Here is a 16991-nt window from a genome sequence, read left to right as displayed (position 1 = left end):
GTAGGTATTTGCTGCGATTAAACTACATTCATGAATAATATTGCTTTCAAACAGCTCGAATTAGAAACATTACTAGAAATCACCAATACGCTGATTGAACATGAGCATGTAGATGATTTGTTACAAGACATCTTAATTCGTACGTGCGGGATTTTAGATGCATCCTGCGGGTTTATTTTGATTGAGAAAAAAAATTCAGATTTATTTATTCCAAAAGCCGTATTTAATTTGGATGAAAAAGTTCTTTCTAAGATAATTTTTAATAAAAAGAGAGGATTTTTAAATTTGCTCGCAACTCAACAGGAGAAATTTGCCTGTAATTCGATTGAGAATATTCACCTTGAGAAACTAGAGAAATCTTTTGCTCTTGCTGCCCCCATCATGGGGAAAAATCAATTACTTGGTTCTATCATCATTTTTGACAAAGAGCTTCGAAATGGTAAGTCCGATTTTTCAGCCGAGGATGCTGCGATGCTTTCAGCTATTTCTGTGCAGGCTAGTGTAGCGTATAACAATACATTTTTATTGGATACCCTTTTAGAATCGAAACGATTGAATGATAACATCATGGAGTCGATTCATACGGGAGTAATTACCACGAATTTGTTTGGTGAAATTGATTATGTCAATAAAACAGCGGAGAAAATAGCGCATATTTCAACTGATGAATGCATTGGTAACCATTACCAAATCATGTTTGAAAAAGATCCTGATTTGATCGTTCTGCTAGAGAAAGTTGAACAGGAAGTCAGCGTTTATTCAGAACAAAACTTTTTAATTAAAATAGGGCTGGAATCAGTTCATGTCAATTTGACTATCTCTCCGTTGATCGATGATCAAGGCGAGCAAATTGGAATGGTTATAGCCATGGAGGATATTTCTTACCTCGATAAAATTAAAAGTACGTTTAAGAAATATGTTTCAAAACAGATTGTTGATAAGATTTTAGAAAATGAAGATTTATTGAATTTAGGTGGACAGGAGTTAACCTTGACTACGATATTCACCGACATCCGCGGTTTCACTAATATGAGTGAAAAAATGGATCCGATTGATGTAGTAAGGACACTCAATGATTACTTTGATTTGATGATTGATGTAGTTTTTAAATACAATGGTACGCTCGATAAGATTATTGGTGACGCTTTAATGGTTATTTATGGGGCGCCTATTTATGGCCATGACGACACCCAAAGAGCCTTGTTGACCGCCATTGAAATGCAAAAATTACTCATTGATTTTAATGCGGGAAGAATAGAAAAAGGGATGGATCCCATTGAAATTGGCATTGGAATCAACCGAGGAAAGGCGATTGCTGGAAACATTGGATCAAAAGATCAAATGAATTATACCGTTATTGGTGACGCGGTCAACCTTGCTTCTCGCTTGTGTTCCAATGCTGATGCTGGGCAAATTCTAGTATCCGAATCAGTTGTTGCCGATGTTGAACATTCAGGCCTTTTTGATTTTCAAAAGTTGGAGGCTATCAAAGTAAAAGGTAAGGCACAAGAAGTTCAGATTTATGCGCTTTCAACTTGTTTTGCAACGCCAAGAGTCTTGGAAGTTTATGATTTAGTAATCAACCGATTGCTTATCAACTTATCGCCCGACTTATTTTATCATGCTATTTCACATACCCTTGATGTATTTATCAGTGCCCGAAAGATTGCTGTTTCTGAGGGAATAGGTGAAGATGAATTAGAACTGTTATTGGTTGCTGCCCTTTTTCATGATACCGGTTTTTTAGAACAGGCGGCTGGTCACGAGGAAATTTCGTGTCAAATGGCCAAAGACCATTTGATTCCAATCGGGTTTTCAAAAGCTGAAATTGAAAGTATTTGTGGCATGATTAGGGCCACTAAAATTCCTCAAAAACCTCAAAACTTGCTGGAAGAAATTTTGGCGGATGCCGATTTAGATTATTTAGGTCGAGCTGATTTTTTTACGATCGGCAGTCTATTATTCAACGAGTTAAAAGCTAGCAATGTGGTCAATGAAGAAGCTGCTTGGGATCAGATACAAATTAAATTCTTAGAAAATCACCATTATTTTACGAATACAGCACGCAATTTAAGAGCGGAGCAAAAAGAAAAGCATTTACAAATTATTAAATCAAAATATTCATGAGTTCACATTCAACCAGAGAAAACATTCAAGATTTTATTTATTCTGTTTCAGGTATTTTATTTGCTGGATTTGCCTTAAAGAGCTTTTTGGTGCCTAATCATTTTTTGGATGGCGGTGTAACTGGAGTAGCACTTTTAATTCATGAAACCTATCATATTCCCATTACCGTATTAGTTATATTGTGTAACGTACCTTTCATCATAATGGGAGGTTATTTAATTAGCAGAAGTTTTGCAATACGCACCTTATTAGCTGTGATTGGGTTGACATTGGTGCTAACTTTCGTTCCGTATCCTGTTATTACTTCAGACAAATTGTTGATTTCAATTTTTGGGGGTCTCTTCTTGGGTTTGGGTATTGGCTTGGGAATGCGTGGAGGATGTGCTATCGATGGGATTGAGGTATTGGCTTTGTATACTCTTAAACGTTCTGGTTTTACAATCGCTGAAATCATTTTAGGAATTAATGTCATCTTATTTTTGATCGCTGCCATTGGTTTAGGAATGGTTACCGCACTTTATGCGATGTTGACCTATTTTATCGCGACGCGAAGTATTGACTATGTGGTAGAGGGCTTGGAAGAATACATTGGGGTAACAATTATTTCCAAAAACCATGAAGACATCAAGAAGGCTGTGGTGATGCAAATGGGGAAAGGAATTACGGTTTATAAAGGTGAGCGAGGATTCATGAAAGACAGTTTTGATACCAGTCACCCTACGGATATTATTTACACCATCATGACGCGTTTTGAGGTTAGGCACCTGCGAAATTTAGTACTTGAATTTGATCCCAATGCCTTCATTTTTACGAATATTATTAAAGAAGCGGCAGGTGGGGTTTTATTAAAAAGAAAAGGGGATCATTAAATCACTTGATTTAATGCTTTCCTAGCTACGCTTAAATCAAATCAGGATTTCGTTATGTACTATTTTTTAGATTCTGTGATGTGCGTAAAATACCAGAAGTCTAGTATGGAGGCTTACGATTATTATTAGTCATTACGTTTTTCATTGAACCTACCGCTGAAGATAACTTTGAACGCGGTAGTTGGAATGTTTTGCATGTCAAGCATAACCAAAATCAAATATTCCGTTTTTTCGGTTAAGGTCAATTACGGTCATTGAAATGGCAATGATTACGAATACAAGGGATTATTTAATGACAAATTACAAAAAAATGTAAAGCTAGCCTTTGGCATAGGGAGCTACCAAACGTAAAAATAATTTATAAAAGAATGAGAAATGTTTTTAATTTATATAAATCTACATTTCATTCGTAATACCCGCTAGTTATCCCATTCTTTGCTAGCTCTGCCGAAAAAAAAACCACCTCGTTTGAGGTGGTTTGTGTGGTCCCACTAAGATTCGAACTTAGGACCCCCTGCTTGTAAGGCAGGTGCTCTGAACCAGCTGAGCTATAGGACCGTTTAATTGGTCTGCAAATATTCACTTTTTATTTTTTTTATGCAAATGTGCTCTGAAAAAAAGCTGATTTTTTTTCATGTGAAGGCGCTTTTTATTGATTATCTGCTTGAAACACACCATCTTTACAACTCAATATTTTTTGTATGGAATCACTATTTAGCCTGGATAATTTAGTTAGTTTATTGACTTTGACCTTTTTAGAGATCGTCTTAGGTATCGATAACATCATCTTCATATCCATTACTGCTTCTCGACTACCCAAAGTAGACCAACCCAAAGCAAGAAACATCGGTCTTTTCCTGGCCATGATCTTTCGCGTTATCCTTTTGTTTGGAATATCCATCTTAATCTCTTTACAAAAACCCTTTGCGCATATCGACTGGGGCTTCCTTAAAGTAGCCCCCAGTGGCCAAGCCATTATCTTGTTCATAGGAGGTTTATTTTTGATTTACAAAGCCACCAATGAAATCTTTATGAAACTTGAAGGGGAGGAGGAACACATCGCACAAAGTGGTAAAACGGTCAATAGCATCGCGAAGGTAGTTACGCAAATTGCTTTGATTAACCTGGTTTTTTCAGTTGACTCCATACTTACCGCAATTGGTCTTTCAGATAACATGATGGTCATGATTATCGCTGTGGTTGCCTCTGCTGTTATCATGATGGGGTTTTCAGGGCCTGTTGGTCGCTTTGTAAACGATCACCCTTCTTTGCAAGTGCTCGGTCTTTCTTTTTTGATTATGATTGGTTTTATGCTCATTGCAGAAGCAAGCCACGGATCTGAATTAAGTATCTTAGGAAACAATATAGGCCAAATACCTAAAGGCTATTTGTACTTCTCTATTGCATTCTCACTATTCGTAGAATTTATAAACATTCAAATGCGTAAGCGTAGTAATAAGAAGGTGGAAATTAACGATTTGAAGAATCAAGCTGAGAAGGAGGGAATCATATAGGGATTGAAATTAAGCATGAAGAATTAAGAGCTAAGAAGAAAAAGGTATTTTTATTATTTCTTCTTTTAAAAAAAAACAAAAGCCCGGGAAATTTTCCCGGGCTTCTTATGGCTTATTACTTCACTCTTATCTCTTATTTCTTTCCCCTATTTCACCTTTTTCGCAACCCCCAACAACTCTTTAGCGCCACCTTGAGGTAATCCCAAGATTTCTTTTTTGATCTTGCCTGAGGCATCTAAAAACAAAATGGTCGGGTAACCCTTCACAGGGTACATATTCGCTAAGGCTGGGCCTTCTCCTGCTTCCATATCCACGCCAATAGAAACGAAATGCGCATTGATGTAATCCCCCAATTCTTTGTTAGGGAATACTTTGTTTTTTAAAACCTTACATGGACCACACCAAGAAGTGTAGGCGTCTAGCATAACCATCTTCTTCTCTTTCTTCGCTTTCGCTAATGCCTGACGGAACGTGCCTTCAAAAAAATTCACCCCATCTCCTTCAGCGAAGGCTGGTAAGGATAACATCAATGCAAGTAAGAAAACAAATAAGTTTTTCATTTTTATTAAGTTTTAATTGGTTAGTTACATACGGCCCCAGACTTTAGTCTGAGGTCCCTAGGCTAAAGCCTAGGGTTATAAAATGTTGCTTTCATTTACTTCAACGTCCAACGTTAAATGTCTATTGTTAAATTCTTATAATTAATTCCAGAGGAATTAATTATAAGAATTTAACATCACCGGCATCACCAATAGCAAAATATCCTCCGCCTCATCTTGATCCGATGGGATGATTAATCCTGCCTTGTTTGGCTCACTCAATTTGATGTCAACAAACTTGGACGACAAATTGCCCAATAATTCGGATATCAATTTCGCATTGAAACCAATCTCCATATCCTTGCCAGCGTAATCACAGGTCAAGGCTTCATTCGCCTCATTCGAATAATCTAAATCCTCCGCCGAAAGGGTTAATTTATTAGATGATAATTTTAACCGAATCTGGTGAGTTGTTTTGTTTGAATAAATTGAAATACGCTTCACAGAACTCAAGAATTCCAAACGATTAATGGTTAAGATTTCATTGTTTTCCTTCGGAATCGCATTTTCATATTCTGGGAAACGCTCATCAATAATCCGACAAATCAACTGGAAGCTTTGGAAACTAAAGAATGCATTGGAAGAACTGAACTCAACCGTTACGGGGGTTTCTTCAGCGGGCAATGTCGACTTCAACAATGACAAAGCTTTCTTAGGTAAAATCAATGAACTACTGCCTTCCGTTTTTAAATCCGTTCTGCGGTAACGCACCAAACGATGTCCGTCCGTCGCAACAAAATTCGTATGATCGCCCATCATCTGAATCAACACCCCCGTCATTGCCGGACGCATATCATCATTGGATACCGCTAATAACGTATTAGCAATCGCCTCACCTAAAGTTAAGGCTGATAAGGATATCGATTGATTTTTCGCTACTTCTGGAATACGTGGGAAGTCAATGGGATTTTCTCCACTCAACTTGAAACGGCCATTTTGTGTCGCAATTTCTGCCCCAAATGTTCCCTGGTCTGCACCGATGGTAACCGGTTGTTCAGGTAAACTGCGAAGAGTTTCTAACAATAATCGAGCCGGTAAGGCAATCGAGCCGTTCTCAAATCCCTCAACCTCCAAAGTTGTGGTCATTACCGTTTGTAAATCGGACGCTGTTAACATCAATTTGTTTCCCTCCAATTCCACTAAAATGTTTTCCAAGATAGGAATAATTGGATTGCTAGCTACCACCCCATTAATGGCTGATAGTTGCTTCAATAAGACGTTGGAGGCTACTAAAAATTTCATTGCGTATTAATTAATTATTGATGTTGAATTCAGACCTTGAAGTTAAATTAATTTGGCTACAAAGCCAAGCGTTTAAGCTCCGTATTTACGCTTACGGTAAAGAATTACCAAAAGACTGATGACAATCCCAAATACCACCGGAACTCCCACATTCAGGAACTGGTAAAAGCTTCGCCGCGCCTGTACTTTTGCCTTATCCAATGGACGCAAACGGATGTTTTTGTTTCGGGCCAATAAAGCCTTTTGGTCATCCAGTAAATAATGAAATGCATTCAAGATGAAATCGCGATTCGCAAATGTATGCTTCATGAAGGGGTCATAGCCAAAGGGTGCAGGCCCCTTGGTGTTTGGATCGATTCCATTCAAGGCCAAATCCCCATCACCCACCACAATTAATCCTCCAGCCTTTTGACCTTTTGTTACGAAACTTTTGGCTAAGGTATCCTGTGGCAATGGTCGATTCATAAAGGTCGATTGAAATTGACCCTCCAGTAAATACGCGATCACCTGAGAACCCGATTGATATTGAGCTGGGTTGAAATCCTTGCCCGAAGATGCAAAGGGTAGGGTAGCCGGTGCCTTTTGTATCTGTGTATACGGACTTGTCGATAACAAGGGTGTCTTCCTCAAGCCACTGCTGCCGGAAACGGTATCAATACTCGACACCATCTTCCCGTAAATTGCATCCAAATTCTTCGTTATCACCGAGGATGGATTTCCTGTTAACAAAGGAAATGCTGGCCAGGGCATCAATTGCAAATTGGCCTTATCTCCAAAATTCCCCACTTCCAACGGGATCATGCCACTCAATTGACCATCCTTTACCCAGTTGGCATTCAAACGCAATCCATACCGATATAGCAACTCATTTAAACCCACATCCATCACAGAACTCACCAAACCTTGGCCTTCAATCGTATCCACGCGAACTCCTTCCAAAAAGAAAATTCCCTTTCCACCCTTCACCAGAAATTGGTCAATTTTATATTGATCCGATTCACTGAATTTACGGTCTGGTTGGATTAAACATATCGCATCTAAACCTTCCAAGGTCGATGAAGCACTTAAGTCTACGGGATATAAATCATAGGATTTACGCAAATTAGCGATAAGCCCTAATTGGCGAATGGCTGGGACCCGACTGTAATCCAAAAAGAATCCGATTTTTTTGCGTTCTGTTTCCATCAAGCTTTGGATTCCCTTCATGATTTCATATTCAAGCCCCTCCACCGACTGGTTTAATACATCCTGTGAGGATGCCAGTTGGTTTCCCTTCAATAATAAAACCCCCGTTTTTTTATCCCCTTTCTCAATGACTATTCCTGGGAATACCATTTGTTGCACCTGCTTACCTCCCGCGTTGTTAACGACGTTAGTCGGTGGTAAACCCAAAGAATCAAGTAGAAATATCTCTTTCTCCCTTTCGTCGGTATTCGGATAGGCATCGTAGATGTTAACCGTCTCTAGGCTAATCGTTTGTGGACTATTTCGCTGTAGATCATGTAAGATGTCCAAGCTCGCTTTTTGAAGCCTCTTGAAGCCGCCCGGTAAGTCATTACCTTCCAAGTAAATTTTGATGTGAATAGGGCCATCTAAAGCTTGTAATGTGGCGATGGTTGATTCACTTAAGGTGAACTTCTTTTCCTCGCTTAAATCCCAGCGCATATAGATATACGGGCTCACCAAGAGCAAAAGTAGCCCTGCTGAAATACTTAATATCCAAGCACGTATATTTCTTTTCATCGCATCTAAACAAGAAAAGCATCCCTTACAGAATGCTTTTCTTATATGGGCTAAGTACTATTAATAGAACTTGTAACGCTTATCTACAATTTTGGCATTATCCTTAATTGCCTCATTGATATAGAATGATGAACGCTGAACACCCATCATTTGAATTTGGTTTTTGAATTGTGAATAATCCGCTAATGCCGGAGCCGCTACTCCACCCGTTTTTTCAGCGATGAATACACCATTGTCTCCAACGAAAACAGAACTCCGTTTTCCATTTTTCAAACCTGCGATACGACCTAAAGCCACAGCATCTGGGCCTGCTGTATTCAACATTCCAGCCGCTAATGTTTGATCTTGTATCGTTTCAACCAAAGCCCCTGCACCGTATTTTTGCGCAATTTGCTCTAACGTCCCCTTAATGCCTGCTAATTTCTTTGAGATTTGCTGTCCCTTCAATTCATTACGTACCAAGGCAGTTAATTCGACACGGAAGTCTTCAACCGTTACGTTTTCTTTGTCTGTTTTCCCAGTAAGGAATGCAACAATGTATTGATTATCTTGCTCAAATACTTTCTTAGAACCATCGCCTACAGCCGTGTTCTCATCGAATGCCCAACGAACAATCTCGCGCGCATTAGCTAAATTATTAATCGCTGACGCGTTTTCTTGTAAGCGATCTGCACGCATCATGATGATTGATTTATCTTTTTTCAACGCTGCTTCAAATGCGCCTAAGGTTCCGTTGGCATTAGCAAAAGCATCTGCTTGGGAGAATACCCTATCCAATGTAGCTTGAGTAGGCGCAATTGTTTTGTTGATGGCTGCCAACTTATAGCTCGTATTCGTCTTCGCATCTGTTACTTTGACAACGTGAAATCCAAATTCAGTTTCAACTACAGCGGGCATTAAACCAGTTCCGTTAAAGCCAAACAATACTTTTTCGAATGATTTAACCATTCCGCCATTATTTTTAAAATAGCCTAAATCACCCCCATTTTGAGCAGTACCATCCATGCCATTCATTTGAGCTAAAGTTTCGAAGCTTCCTCCTCCTTTAATCTGCGTCAAAATAGCTTCAGCACGCTGTCTAGCTTGAGCTTTTGCTGAATCAGATTTGTTAGCTGGCGCAATCAAGATGTGGCTTGCACGCATCGTGAATAATGAATCTTTCTTTACACCCCCGTATTTATAGATTGAGTAAGTTAAACCTTCCTTGAATGGACCATAGATACCGCCCACTTGGAATGTTGGCAACATCGATTTTACCGCTTCTGGAATTTCAGCATACGACATAAGGTAAGGTGTACGAACATCTGAATTCAACATAGCAAAAGCGGAATCATTGGGTGCAACCGCTAAGTCTTTCGCTAATTTTTTGATGGATGTGTAAAACTCAACCGTATCCTGTTTCGTAGGAATTACCGGGAAAGTAGCATATTGAATTGAACGTGTATTTGTTCCTTTGAATTGGTCTTTATGCTTCGATAAGTATTCTTCTAATTGCGCATCGGTAACTTTAACAGTAGAATCTGAGATTGAAAAGAAGGGTACAAACAAGAAACGTGCATTGAATTTCGCTGTTTGAGCTTGGTATTCTTTTGCCGCATCTACTTGTGTTACATAGTTGGATAAACGCAATAAACTTTCGTATTTCGAGCGGATACGATCTTGAGAAATTGATTTTTCAAATGCTGCCCACGCCTGTTGCTGTTGGGCAGGCATCGTTTTCAAATTCTTCAAAAATTGGATCACAAAAGTTTTATCAAATTGTCCAGTTTGTGGATTTGTAAATTGTTGGCGAACCGATGGGTGAATGTAATTCCCCTGAACCATGTCGATCAGCTCTTCTTCAGAAACCTGTAAACCCAAGGCATCAAATTCTTTCTTGTATGCGATATCTAAAATGAATTGGTTCCAAACTTGGTCACGGATAGACGCAGCCTCTTGCTCAGATGGGCCTTTGCCTGTTTGAGCTGTATAATTTGCTGTTGCCTCTTCCACTTTCTTTTGGAAGTCTTGAATCATGATGCTTTCGCCCGCGATTTGACCTACTTCCTGTGAACTTGAACCAAATAAGGATGAATTGCCTTGGAAAATATCACTTCCCACGAGAAACAACACTAAACTGATCGCGATAGCCGCTGCCGCAATTCCTGATTTCTCTCTAATTTTTGTAATTAATGCCATTGATACTATTATCTAATTGTTTTGTACGCTTTTTTCTATTTATTTTTAGACTTTGTCTTAAACAAAAGAAACGCAAAATAATCACATTTCTAATCAAAAAGCAAGTCAATTGTAAACTAATCTAGCCCTTCAATACACGTTTCAAACTTTCAAGGAAACGATCTGCAATCGCTTGGTCAATTGCCAAACTGGGTAATAAACGAAGCGTATGCTTCCCAGCATAGCCCATGAAGATGTGGTGCTGGTGTAATAAAGCATCCCGAACAGGCCCTACGGCCTCTTCTAACTCGATACCGATCATTAGCCCACGACCTCGAATTTCTTTTATCCCTTCGATTCCCATTAGTTCTTGTTCGATGTAGGACCCGATCTGGGTCACATTAGCTAATAAATTTTCTTCTTCAATAATATCCAATACCACATTCGCTGCCGTACATGCCAAATGATTTCCACCAAAGGTCGTACCCAATAAGCCATAGCTTGCCTGAATATGCGGTGCGATTAAGACACCGCCAATCGGGAAACCATTGCCCATACCTTTTGCTGTGGTCATGATATCAGGATGAATTCCTGCATATTGATGGGAAAAGAATTTGCCCGAGCGTCCATAACCACATTGTACTGAATCCAAAATTAATTGGGCTCCTGTTTCATCACAACGTTGACGTAATGCGTGTAAAAAGGGTGTTGAGGCAACTTGAATACCTCCCACACCTTGAATACCTTCCACAATTACAGCAGCCGTTTCTTCCGTGATCACATCTGCTAATCCTTCGATTTGATTAAAGGGATGGAAGGTGACATGGGAGGTGTCATTAATCGGTGCAATAATACTCGGGTTGTCTGTCACGGCAACTGCCCCAGCCGTTCTGCCGTGGAATGCCTTGCTAAATGAAACGACTTTTTTACGTCCTGTATGAAAGGATGCCAACTTTAAGGCATTTTCATTGGACTCGGCTCCTGAATTAGTTAAGAATAATTGGTAGGTCGGGTAGCCTGAAACGCGTCCCAACTTTTCAGCTAATTCCGCTTGACCCGAAATAACAATTGAGTTTGAATAAAAACCAATCTTGGATAATTGTTCCGTCATCTTGGCCACATATGTTGGGTGTGAATGTCCAATCGATATCACCGCATGCCCGCCATATAAATCCAAATATTCTTGTCCATTTTTATCCCAAACCATACTTCCTTGCGCTTTTACAAGTTCGATAGGATACAATGGATATACGTCAAATAAGTTCATAATATCAGTCGCTAGTCTCTAGTGGCTAGTTTATATTTTTAACTCTTACCTCTCAATTCTTAACTCTTAATTCTAATGTCTAATTAGACGCGAAGTATCGCGTCTCTACAATCCCCCTTAATGGTCTGACGTCCAACGTCCAATGTCTAATGTCCAACGTCTAATGCCCAACTTCTAATGTCCAATTGCCTTCAATCCTAATCCCGCCGTTTCTGGCCAGCCCAACATTAAATTCATATTTTGAACGGCTTGTCCGGATGCGCCTTTGATGAGGTTATCAATGACTGAACTAATCAATAATTGTCCATCATGCACCTCCAAATGCAAAAAGCATTTATTGGTATTGACCACTTGTTTCACGTCAACTGCTTGAGGACTAATGAAAACAAATGGGGAATCTTGGTAATAGGTTTCGTATAGTTCGATTGCCTCTTCTAGCGTTCCAGTGAAGGCGGTGTACACATTGGCCATAATTCCACGAGAAAAATTTCCGCGGTACGGGATAAAATTTACCTTGGGCGCTGGGGCTTTCGCTCCTAAAACCATCCCAATCTCCGTTAGGTGCTGGTGCGTAAACGCTTTGTAAATACTGACATTATTATTTCGCCAAGAAAAATGACTCGTTGGAGATAAAGCTTGTCCCGCACCGGTTGACCCAGTCACGGCTGAAACATGCACATCTGATTTCAATAAGCCTGCCTGCGCTACAGGCAATAAGGCCAACTCAATCGACGTTGCAAAACATCCTGGATTGGCGATTTTTGTTGCCGATTTGATTTTATCTTTTTGGAATTCCGCAAGACCATACACAAATCCTTCGGATTCATCTCGAAAATCTGTGCTTAAATCAACGATTTTGGTATGCCAAGGAATCTCATTAGCTGCCAAAAATTTCTTTGACTCGCCATGACCTGAACATAAGAAAAGAACATCAACTGGATATAAATCAGCACAAAAACGGGCACTCGTCGATCCCAATAGATCCGTATGCACATCAGAAACTAATTTACCCGCTTGCGATTTGGACATGATGCATGTCAAATGAACATCAGGGTGATTAACCAAGATTCTCAATAATTCACCACCTGTATAGCCTGCAGCTCCTACGATTCCAATTTTTGCCATTAGTTTGATTCGTTTACTTTCCGATGAATCATGGTTTGGTTCGACACGATTTTCGAGAATCCTCTCACATCGTCTCCCGTCCACGCCTTGTTCATTTCTCCATAAGCACCGAAAGCCGATGACATTAAGTCAAATTTCGACTCAATACCCGTTACCTGGAATTGATATGGCGATAAAACCACGTTTACGGTTCCGGTCACATTATCCTGCGTATCGGCTAAGAAAGTCTCGAAATTACGCATGATAGGATCCAAGAATTGGCCCTCATGTAACAAGCTTCCATACATATCACCAATGTTTTGTTTCCAATACAATTGGTGCTTTGTCAACACATGTTTTTCTAATAAATGATGGGCTTTGATAATGATTAATGGTGCTGGAGCCTCAAAGCCCACACGTCCTTTAATTCCTATAATGGTATCACCTACGTGAATATCCCGACCAATGGCATATGCACCTGCACGCGCCGTTAATGCGCGAATTGCGTCTACTGAACTTGCGTATTTTTCGCCATCTAAACCGACCAATTGGCCGTATTCAAACTGCAAAGAAATCTTACTTGGTTTGGTCTCCGTCAATTGAGTAGGCCAAGCCTCCTCTGGCAAATAGCCATCAGAAGTCAATGTTTCTTTTCCTCCCACGGATGTTCCCCAAAGCCCTTTGTTTATCGAATAGGTTGATTTATGCCATTCTTGTACGACACCTTTCGATTTCAAGAAGTCAATTTCAGCCTCACGTGATAATTGTAAATCACGAATTGGCGTGATTACTTCACATTCGGGGGCCAAAATACGGAAAACGACATCAAAACGAACTTGGTCATTACCTGCGCCTGTACTACCATGCGCAATGGCTTTTGCACCTAATTTTGCCGCATATTTAGCTACAGCTGTAGCTTGAAAAACACGCTCAGCAGAAACCGATAGGGGATAGGTGTTGTTTTTCAATACATTACCAAATACCAAATACTTGATACAATCTTGGTAATATTCTTCCACTACATCTAACGTAACATGTGAAGTAACGCCTAATGAATAGGCCTTCTCCTCGATCGTTTTTAATTCCGCAGGTGAAAAACCTCCGGTGTCGACGAGGGCTGAATGTACCTCCATGCCGCGCTCCTCTGTTAAGTATTTGACACAAAATGATGTATCTAATCCGCCACTAAATGCTAAAATCACTTTCGGCTTGCTCATAATTTATTTGGATTTCCCTTTTTTGTGAAAAGGCATTAATAATTTCTCTTTAAATTTTTTCAATTGGGCGAAATCGGCTATGTTCTTTAAAAAGATCCATTTTTCATCCGTATCTGGCTTGGTGCCACTTTGTGCTGGGTCAAAAATCATGCCAGTGCATAAGCAAATTTTGCGTTCAGTACGCGTAAGGATATCATAATTCACACAAGATTGACATCCTTTCCAGAAATTATCATCTACCGGTAATTCAGAAAAGGTTGTGGGCTCATAGCCTAAGTCTGAATTGATTTTCATGACGGCCAACGAGGTCGTAATACCTATGATTTTAGAATCAGGGAAACGCTCTCGGGATAATTCAAACGCTTTGGATTTTACGGCTTTGGCAACGCCATACTGCCGGTGGCTCGGTTTGACAATTAAACCTGAATTGGCCACAAATTTGCCATGTTGCCAGGTTTCGATGTAACAAAAACCTACAAATTCACCCGAAACATCATCCGTAGCGATGATGGCCTTGCCTTCTGACATTTTTTCTTTCAGGTACTCAGGCGTACGTTTGGCTATTCCTGTGCCGCGGGCTTTGGCAGATTCTGCCATCTCTTGGCAAATGGATTCAGCTAGGTCAAAATGGGCTTGACTAGCGATTTGGACAGTATATGAATTCATCAATGGAATCAAGTATAAATGAAACAAATAGGTAAATCAATCTCGCAGGGAAATCATACCCTGAAGATGAATCGTCGTCGTCGAAGTGACGTGACTACATACCGATTTGAATTATTTATCTTCATATTACTTGAGAATAAGCGTGATTAAACGCTAATTTTGTCTCGATTTAGGGGGTAAATTTCAGTAATTCAATGGTTAAATCCCAACAATCACCTGATTATTTCATGGAAAATGATAATTCATTAACAGCAGAAGCCTTAATTTATGCCTATACTTCGGGCGTATTTCCGATGGCGGAGGCGGATGGAACCATCTACTGGTATCGCCCTGACCCGCGTGCTGTTATACCTATTGATACCTATAAGCCAGCCAAATCCCTGAAGCCAGTCATCAATCGTGGTCAATTTGAAATTCGAATAGATACGCAGTTTGAGGCGGTTATTCGGGCTTGTGCTTCGCCTAGAGCGTATGAAAAAGAAACGTGGATTTCGGAGGAGATTATTCAGGCCTATGTAGAATTACATCACATGGGATTTGCTCACTCGGTAGAATCGTATCTAGGAGGCGAGTTGGTCGGTGGTTTATATGGCGTGCATTTTGCCTCTGCTTTTTTTGGAGAATCTATGTTCATGAAGGTTTCCAATGCCTCCAAAGTTGCCTTTCATCACTTGATGGAAATTCTCCAAAGCAATGGATTTACGCTATTGGATACGCAGTTCATGAATGATAATGTTGAACGCTATGGGGCCGTCGAAATTAAACGTTCGAACTATGAAAAGTTGTTAAGTGCAAGTTTGCAAAAAGCATGCGAATTTAAATTACCTACTAAATAGCCTAAATTTCATCAGAAAGGCCTAAATTGTTTCAAATTTTATAAATCATGTCGAAGCCTATTCTCGTAATTAAGTTTGGTTCATCTTCCATTACACATCGCAATGGGGAGGTGAATGAGCAGACGCTTGAGAAAATTGCGGCGCAGGTGGCTAGTTTGCAAAATGATTATTCGATCGTACTTGTATCCAGTGGGGCAGTGGCCGCAGGAAAAGGGTCATTGAAACAGTATAAAGGAAGTTTATCAGAGCGAAAAGCTGCAGCGGCTGTTGGAAATCCTTTATTAATTGCCAAATACAATCAATATTTTCAAAAATACGGCATTGCTATCGCCCAAAGTCTCTGCGAACGCCAGCATTTTTCGAACCGCGAATCATTTTTGCAGCTCAAGGAAACCTATCAGGAGCTTTGGCGAAATGGTATCATTCCCATTGCGAATGAAAATGATGTGGTGAGTAATGTGGAGTTGAAATTTTCCGACAATGATGAATTGGCAACGTTGATTGCAACAGGTTTTGGAGCTGAAAAGTTGTTGATTTCCACTTCGGTTGGCGGACTACTTGATGAAAATGGGCAAGTCATTCGCTATGTTTCGGAAATCAATGCATCTATTTTAGATGTTGTAAATTCGGATACATCTACTACCGGTTTGGGAGGCATGATATCCAAATTAACCTTCACGCGTTTGGCGACTCGAATGGGAATCAAGGTGGTAATTTTTGGTTTGGATCAAGCGAATGGTATTGTAGATGCATTACATGAAAAAATTGGTTCCGTTTTTGAACCCCAAGTAGCGACACTTTCTGCTCGCCAAAAGTGGTTAGCCTCCGGCAGTGTAATTTCAGGAAGAATTGTATTAGATAAAGGTGCCGTAAAAGCAATCCAAAACCGCAAGAGTCTTTTGTCGGTAGGTGTAATCGAATACATCGGTGATTTCGAAAAAGGCGAAGTCGTTGAAATTCTTGATCCACTCAAAAATTCGGTTGCCATCGCAAGGACACGTTACTCCAAAGCAGAACTAAGTGGATCATCCGAGGGTAGGGAAGTGGCAAATGCGGATGATATAGTGGTCTATTAGACATTAGACAATGGACGTTAGACTTTGGACTTCAGACGTCAGTTTGATGGAGTTTAAAGTCAATTCTCCATGATTATAGGTAAGTTGATTTTTTTCAACTAATTATCAGCTTTTTAATTCTTAGCATTCGCTAGTTTCTTTTCCTTTGGCCCGATGGAAACGCAAAGAAAATTCGAAAACTTGTTGGTCTGGCAACGCTCAGTTCTATTGACCAAACAAATCTATTTCCATTTTCATTTATTGGATGATTTTGGATTTCGGAATCAGATTACCAAAGCTAGTGTGTCAATTTCAAACAATATTGCAGAAGGATTTGATCGTAAGTCGGATCGGGAATTTAAGCGTTTTTTATCGATTGCTTTAGGCTCCCTGAGTGAAGTTAAGTCCATGGTTCTAACGGCTTTTCACTTAGATTATATAACTGAAGAAGACCAGCAGGAATTAGTTAGCCAATTAGACATCATTGGTAAAATGACAAATTCCTTGATTAATTTCTTAACCAAGGAATTAGAGAAAAATAAATAAAATATCGGATATGATTTAACACCCGACGTCCAACGTCTAATGTCTAACG

Annotated in this window: 14 protein-coding genes and 1 tRNA gene; 6 read left to right on the top strand and 9 right to left on the bottom strand. The window is 39.8% G+C overall.

The genetic code is table 11. The features are described 5' to 3' along the window. The first annotated feature begins 30 nt into the window (after positions 1-30). A complete protein-coding gene (locus ACIQZ2_RS02365; RefSeq protein WP_395767229.1) occupies positions 31-2127 on the top strand; it encodes an adenylate/guanylate cyclase domain-containing protein in 2097 nt (698 codons plus the stop codon). Further along, complete coding sequence (locus ACIQZ2_RS02360; RefSeq protein WP_395767228.1) at positions 2124-2996, top strand: YitT family protein; 873 nt, start codon at positions 2124-2126, stop codon at positions 2994-2996. Before ACIQZ2_RS02365 ends, ACIQZ2_RS02360 begins: the two co-directional genes overlap by 4 nt. A 483-nt stretch (positions 2997-3479) precedes the next feature. Here ACIQZ2_RS02360 and ACIQZ2_RS02355 read toward each other — a convergent pair. After that, positions 3480-3554: transfer RNA gene (locus ACIQZ2_RS02355), tRNA-Val, on the bottom strand. A 143-nt stretch (positions 3555-3697) separates the two neighbouring features. On the opposite strand from ACIQZ2_RS02355, the gene ACIQZ2_RS02350 reads away from it, so the two are divergent. Continuing rightward, on the top strand, positions 3698-4510 hold the full coding sequence (locus ACIQZ2_RS02350; protein ID WP_395767227.1) for a TerC family protein: 813 nt from the start codon (positions 3698-3700) through the stop codon (positions 4508-4510). Between the two features lie 146 nt (positions 4511-4656). On the opposite strand, the gene ACIQZ2_RS02345 is transcribed toward ACIQZ2_RS02350, so the two are convergent. From ACIQZ2_RS02345 to ACIQZ2_RS02310, 8 genes are all read right to left on the bottom strand, one after another. Continuing rightward, the gene (locus ACIQZ2_RS02345; protein WP_395767226.1) at positions 4657-5070 is read right to left on the bottom strand and encodes a thioredoxin family protein; all 414 of its coding nucleotides are present in this window, start codon (positions 5068-5070) and stop codon (positions 4657-4659) included. A 156-nt stretch (positions 5071-5226) separates the two neighbouring features. Further along, positions 5227-6351 (bottom strand): DNA polymerase III subunit beta, encoded by a 1125-nt coding sequence (gene dnaN, locus ACIQZ2_RS02340; RefSeq protein ID WP_395767225.1) that lies wholly within the window; start codon positions 6349-6351, stop codon positions 5227-5229. Positions 6352-6423: 72 nt separating this feature from the next. Continuing rightward, the gene (gene gldG, locus ACIQZ2_RS02335; protein ID WP_395767224.1) at positions 6424-8094 is read right to left on the bottom strand and encodes a gliding motility-associated ABC transporter substrate-binding protein GldG; all 1671 of its coding nucleotides are present in this window, start codon (positions 8092-8094) and stop codon (positions 6424-6426) included. 60 nt (positions 8095-8154) lie between these two features. Next, complete coding sequence (locus ACIQZ2_RS02330) at positions 8155-10272, bottom strand: peptidylprolyl isomerase (protein ID WP_395767223.1); 2118 nt, start codon at positions 10270-10272, stop codon at positions 8155-8157. 121 nt (positions 10273-10393) lie between these two features. Next, positions 10394-11521, bottom strand: a complete 1128-nt coding sequence (locus ACIQZ2_RS02325; protein WP_395767271.1) for an aspartate aminotransferase family protein — start codon at positions 11519-11521, stop codon at positions 10394-10396. A 171-nt stretch (positions 11522-11692) separates the two neighbouring features. Further along, positions 11693-12643, bottom strand: a complete 951-nt coding sequence (gene argC, locus ACIQZ2_RS02320) for an N-acetyl-gamma-glutamyl-phosphate reductase (protein ID WP_395767222.1) — start codon at positions 12641-12643, stop codon at positions 11693-11695. Continuing rightward, positions 12643-13839 carry an argininosuccinate synthase gene (locus ACIQZ2_RS02315; protein WP_395767221.1) on the bottom strand — a complete coding sequence of 399 codons (1197 nt, stop codon included), beginning with the start codon at positions 13837-13839 and terminating at the stop codon, positions 12643-12645. The genes argC and ACIQZ2_RS02315 overlap by 1 nt, the downstream gene beginning before the upstream one ends. 3 nt (positions 13840-13842) lie before the next feature. After that, on the bottom strand, positions 13843-14505 hold the full coding sequence (locus ACIQZ2_RS02310; RefSeq protein WP_395767220.1) for a GNAT family N-acetyltransferase: 663 nt from the start codon (positions 14503-14505) through the stop codon (positions 13843-13845). A gap of 194 nt (positions 14506-14699) precedes the next feature. On the opposite strand from ACIQZ2_RS02310, the gene aat reads away from it, so the two are divergent. The 3 genes from aat to ACIQZ2_RS02295 all read left to right on the top strand — a co-directional run bounded on the left by aat (position 14700) and on the right by ACIQZ2_RS02295 (position 16942). Further along, on the top strand, positions 14700-15341 hold the full coding sequence (gene aat / locus ACIQZ2_RS02305) for a leucyl/phenylalanyl-tRNA--protein transferase (RefSeq protein ID WP_395767219.1): 642 nt from the start codon (positions 14700-14702) through the stop codon (positions 15339-15341). A 47-nt stretch (positions 15342-15388) separates the two neighbouring features. Next, positions 15389-16417, top strand: coding sequence for a glutamate 5-kinase (gene proB, locus ACIQZ2_RS02300; protein WP_395767218.1), 1029 nt, complete (start codon positions 15389-15391; stop codon positions 16415-16417). A 153-nt stretch (positions 16418-16570) separates the two neighbouring features. Beyond that, positions 16571-16942, top strand: coding sequence for a four helix bundle protein (locus tag ACIQZ2_RS02295; protein WP_395767217.1), 372 nt, complete (start codon positions 16571-16573; stop codon positions 16940-16942). The last annotated feature ends 49 nt before the right edge of the window (positions 16943-16991 follow it).

Source organism: Aquirufa sp., assembly GCF_044342065.1.
Classification (GTDB): domain Bacteria; phylum Bacteroidota; class Bacteroidia; order Cytophagales; family Spirosomataceae; genus Aquirufa.
This window is presented reverse-complemented; position numbering and strand designations above follow the sequence as displayed.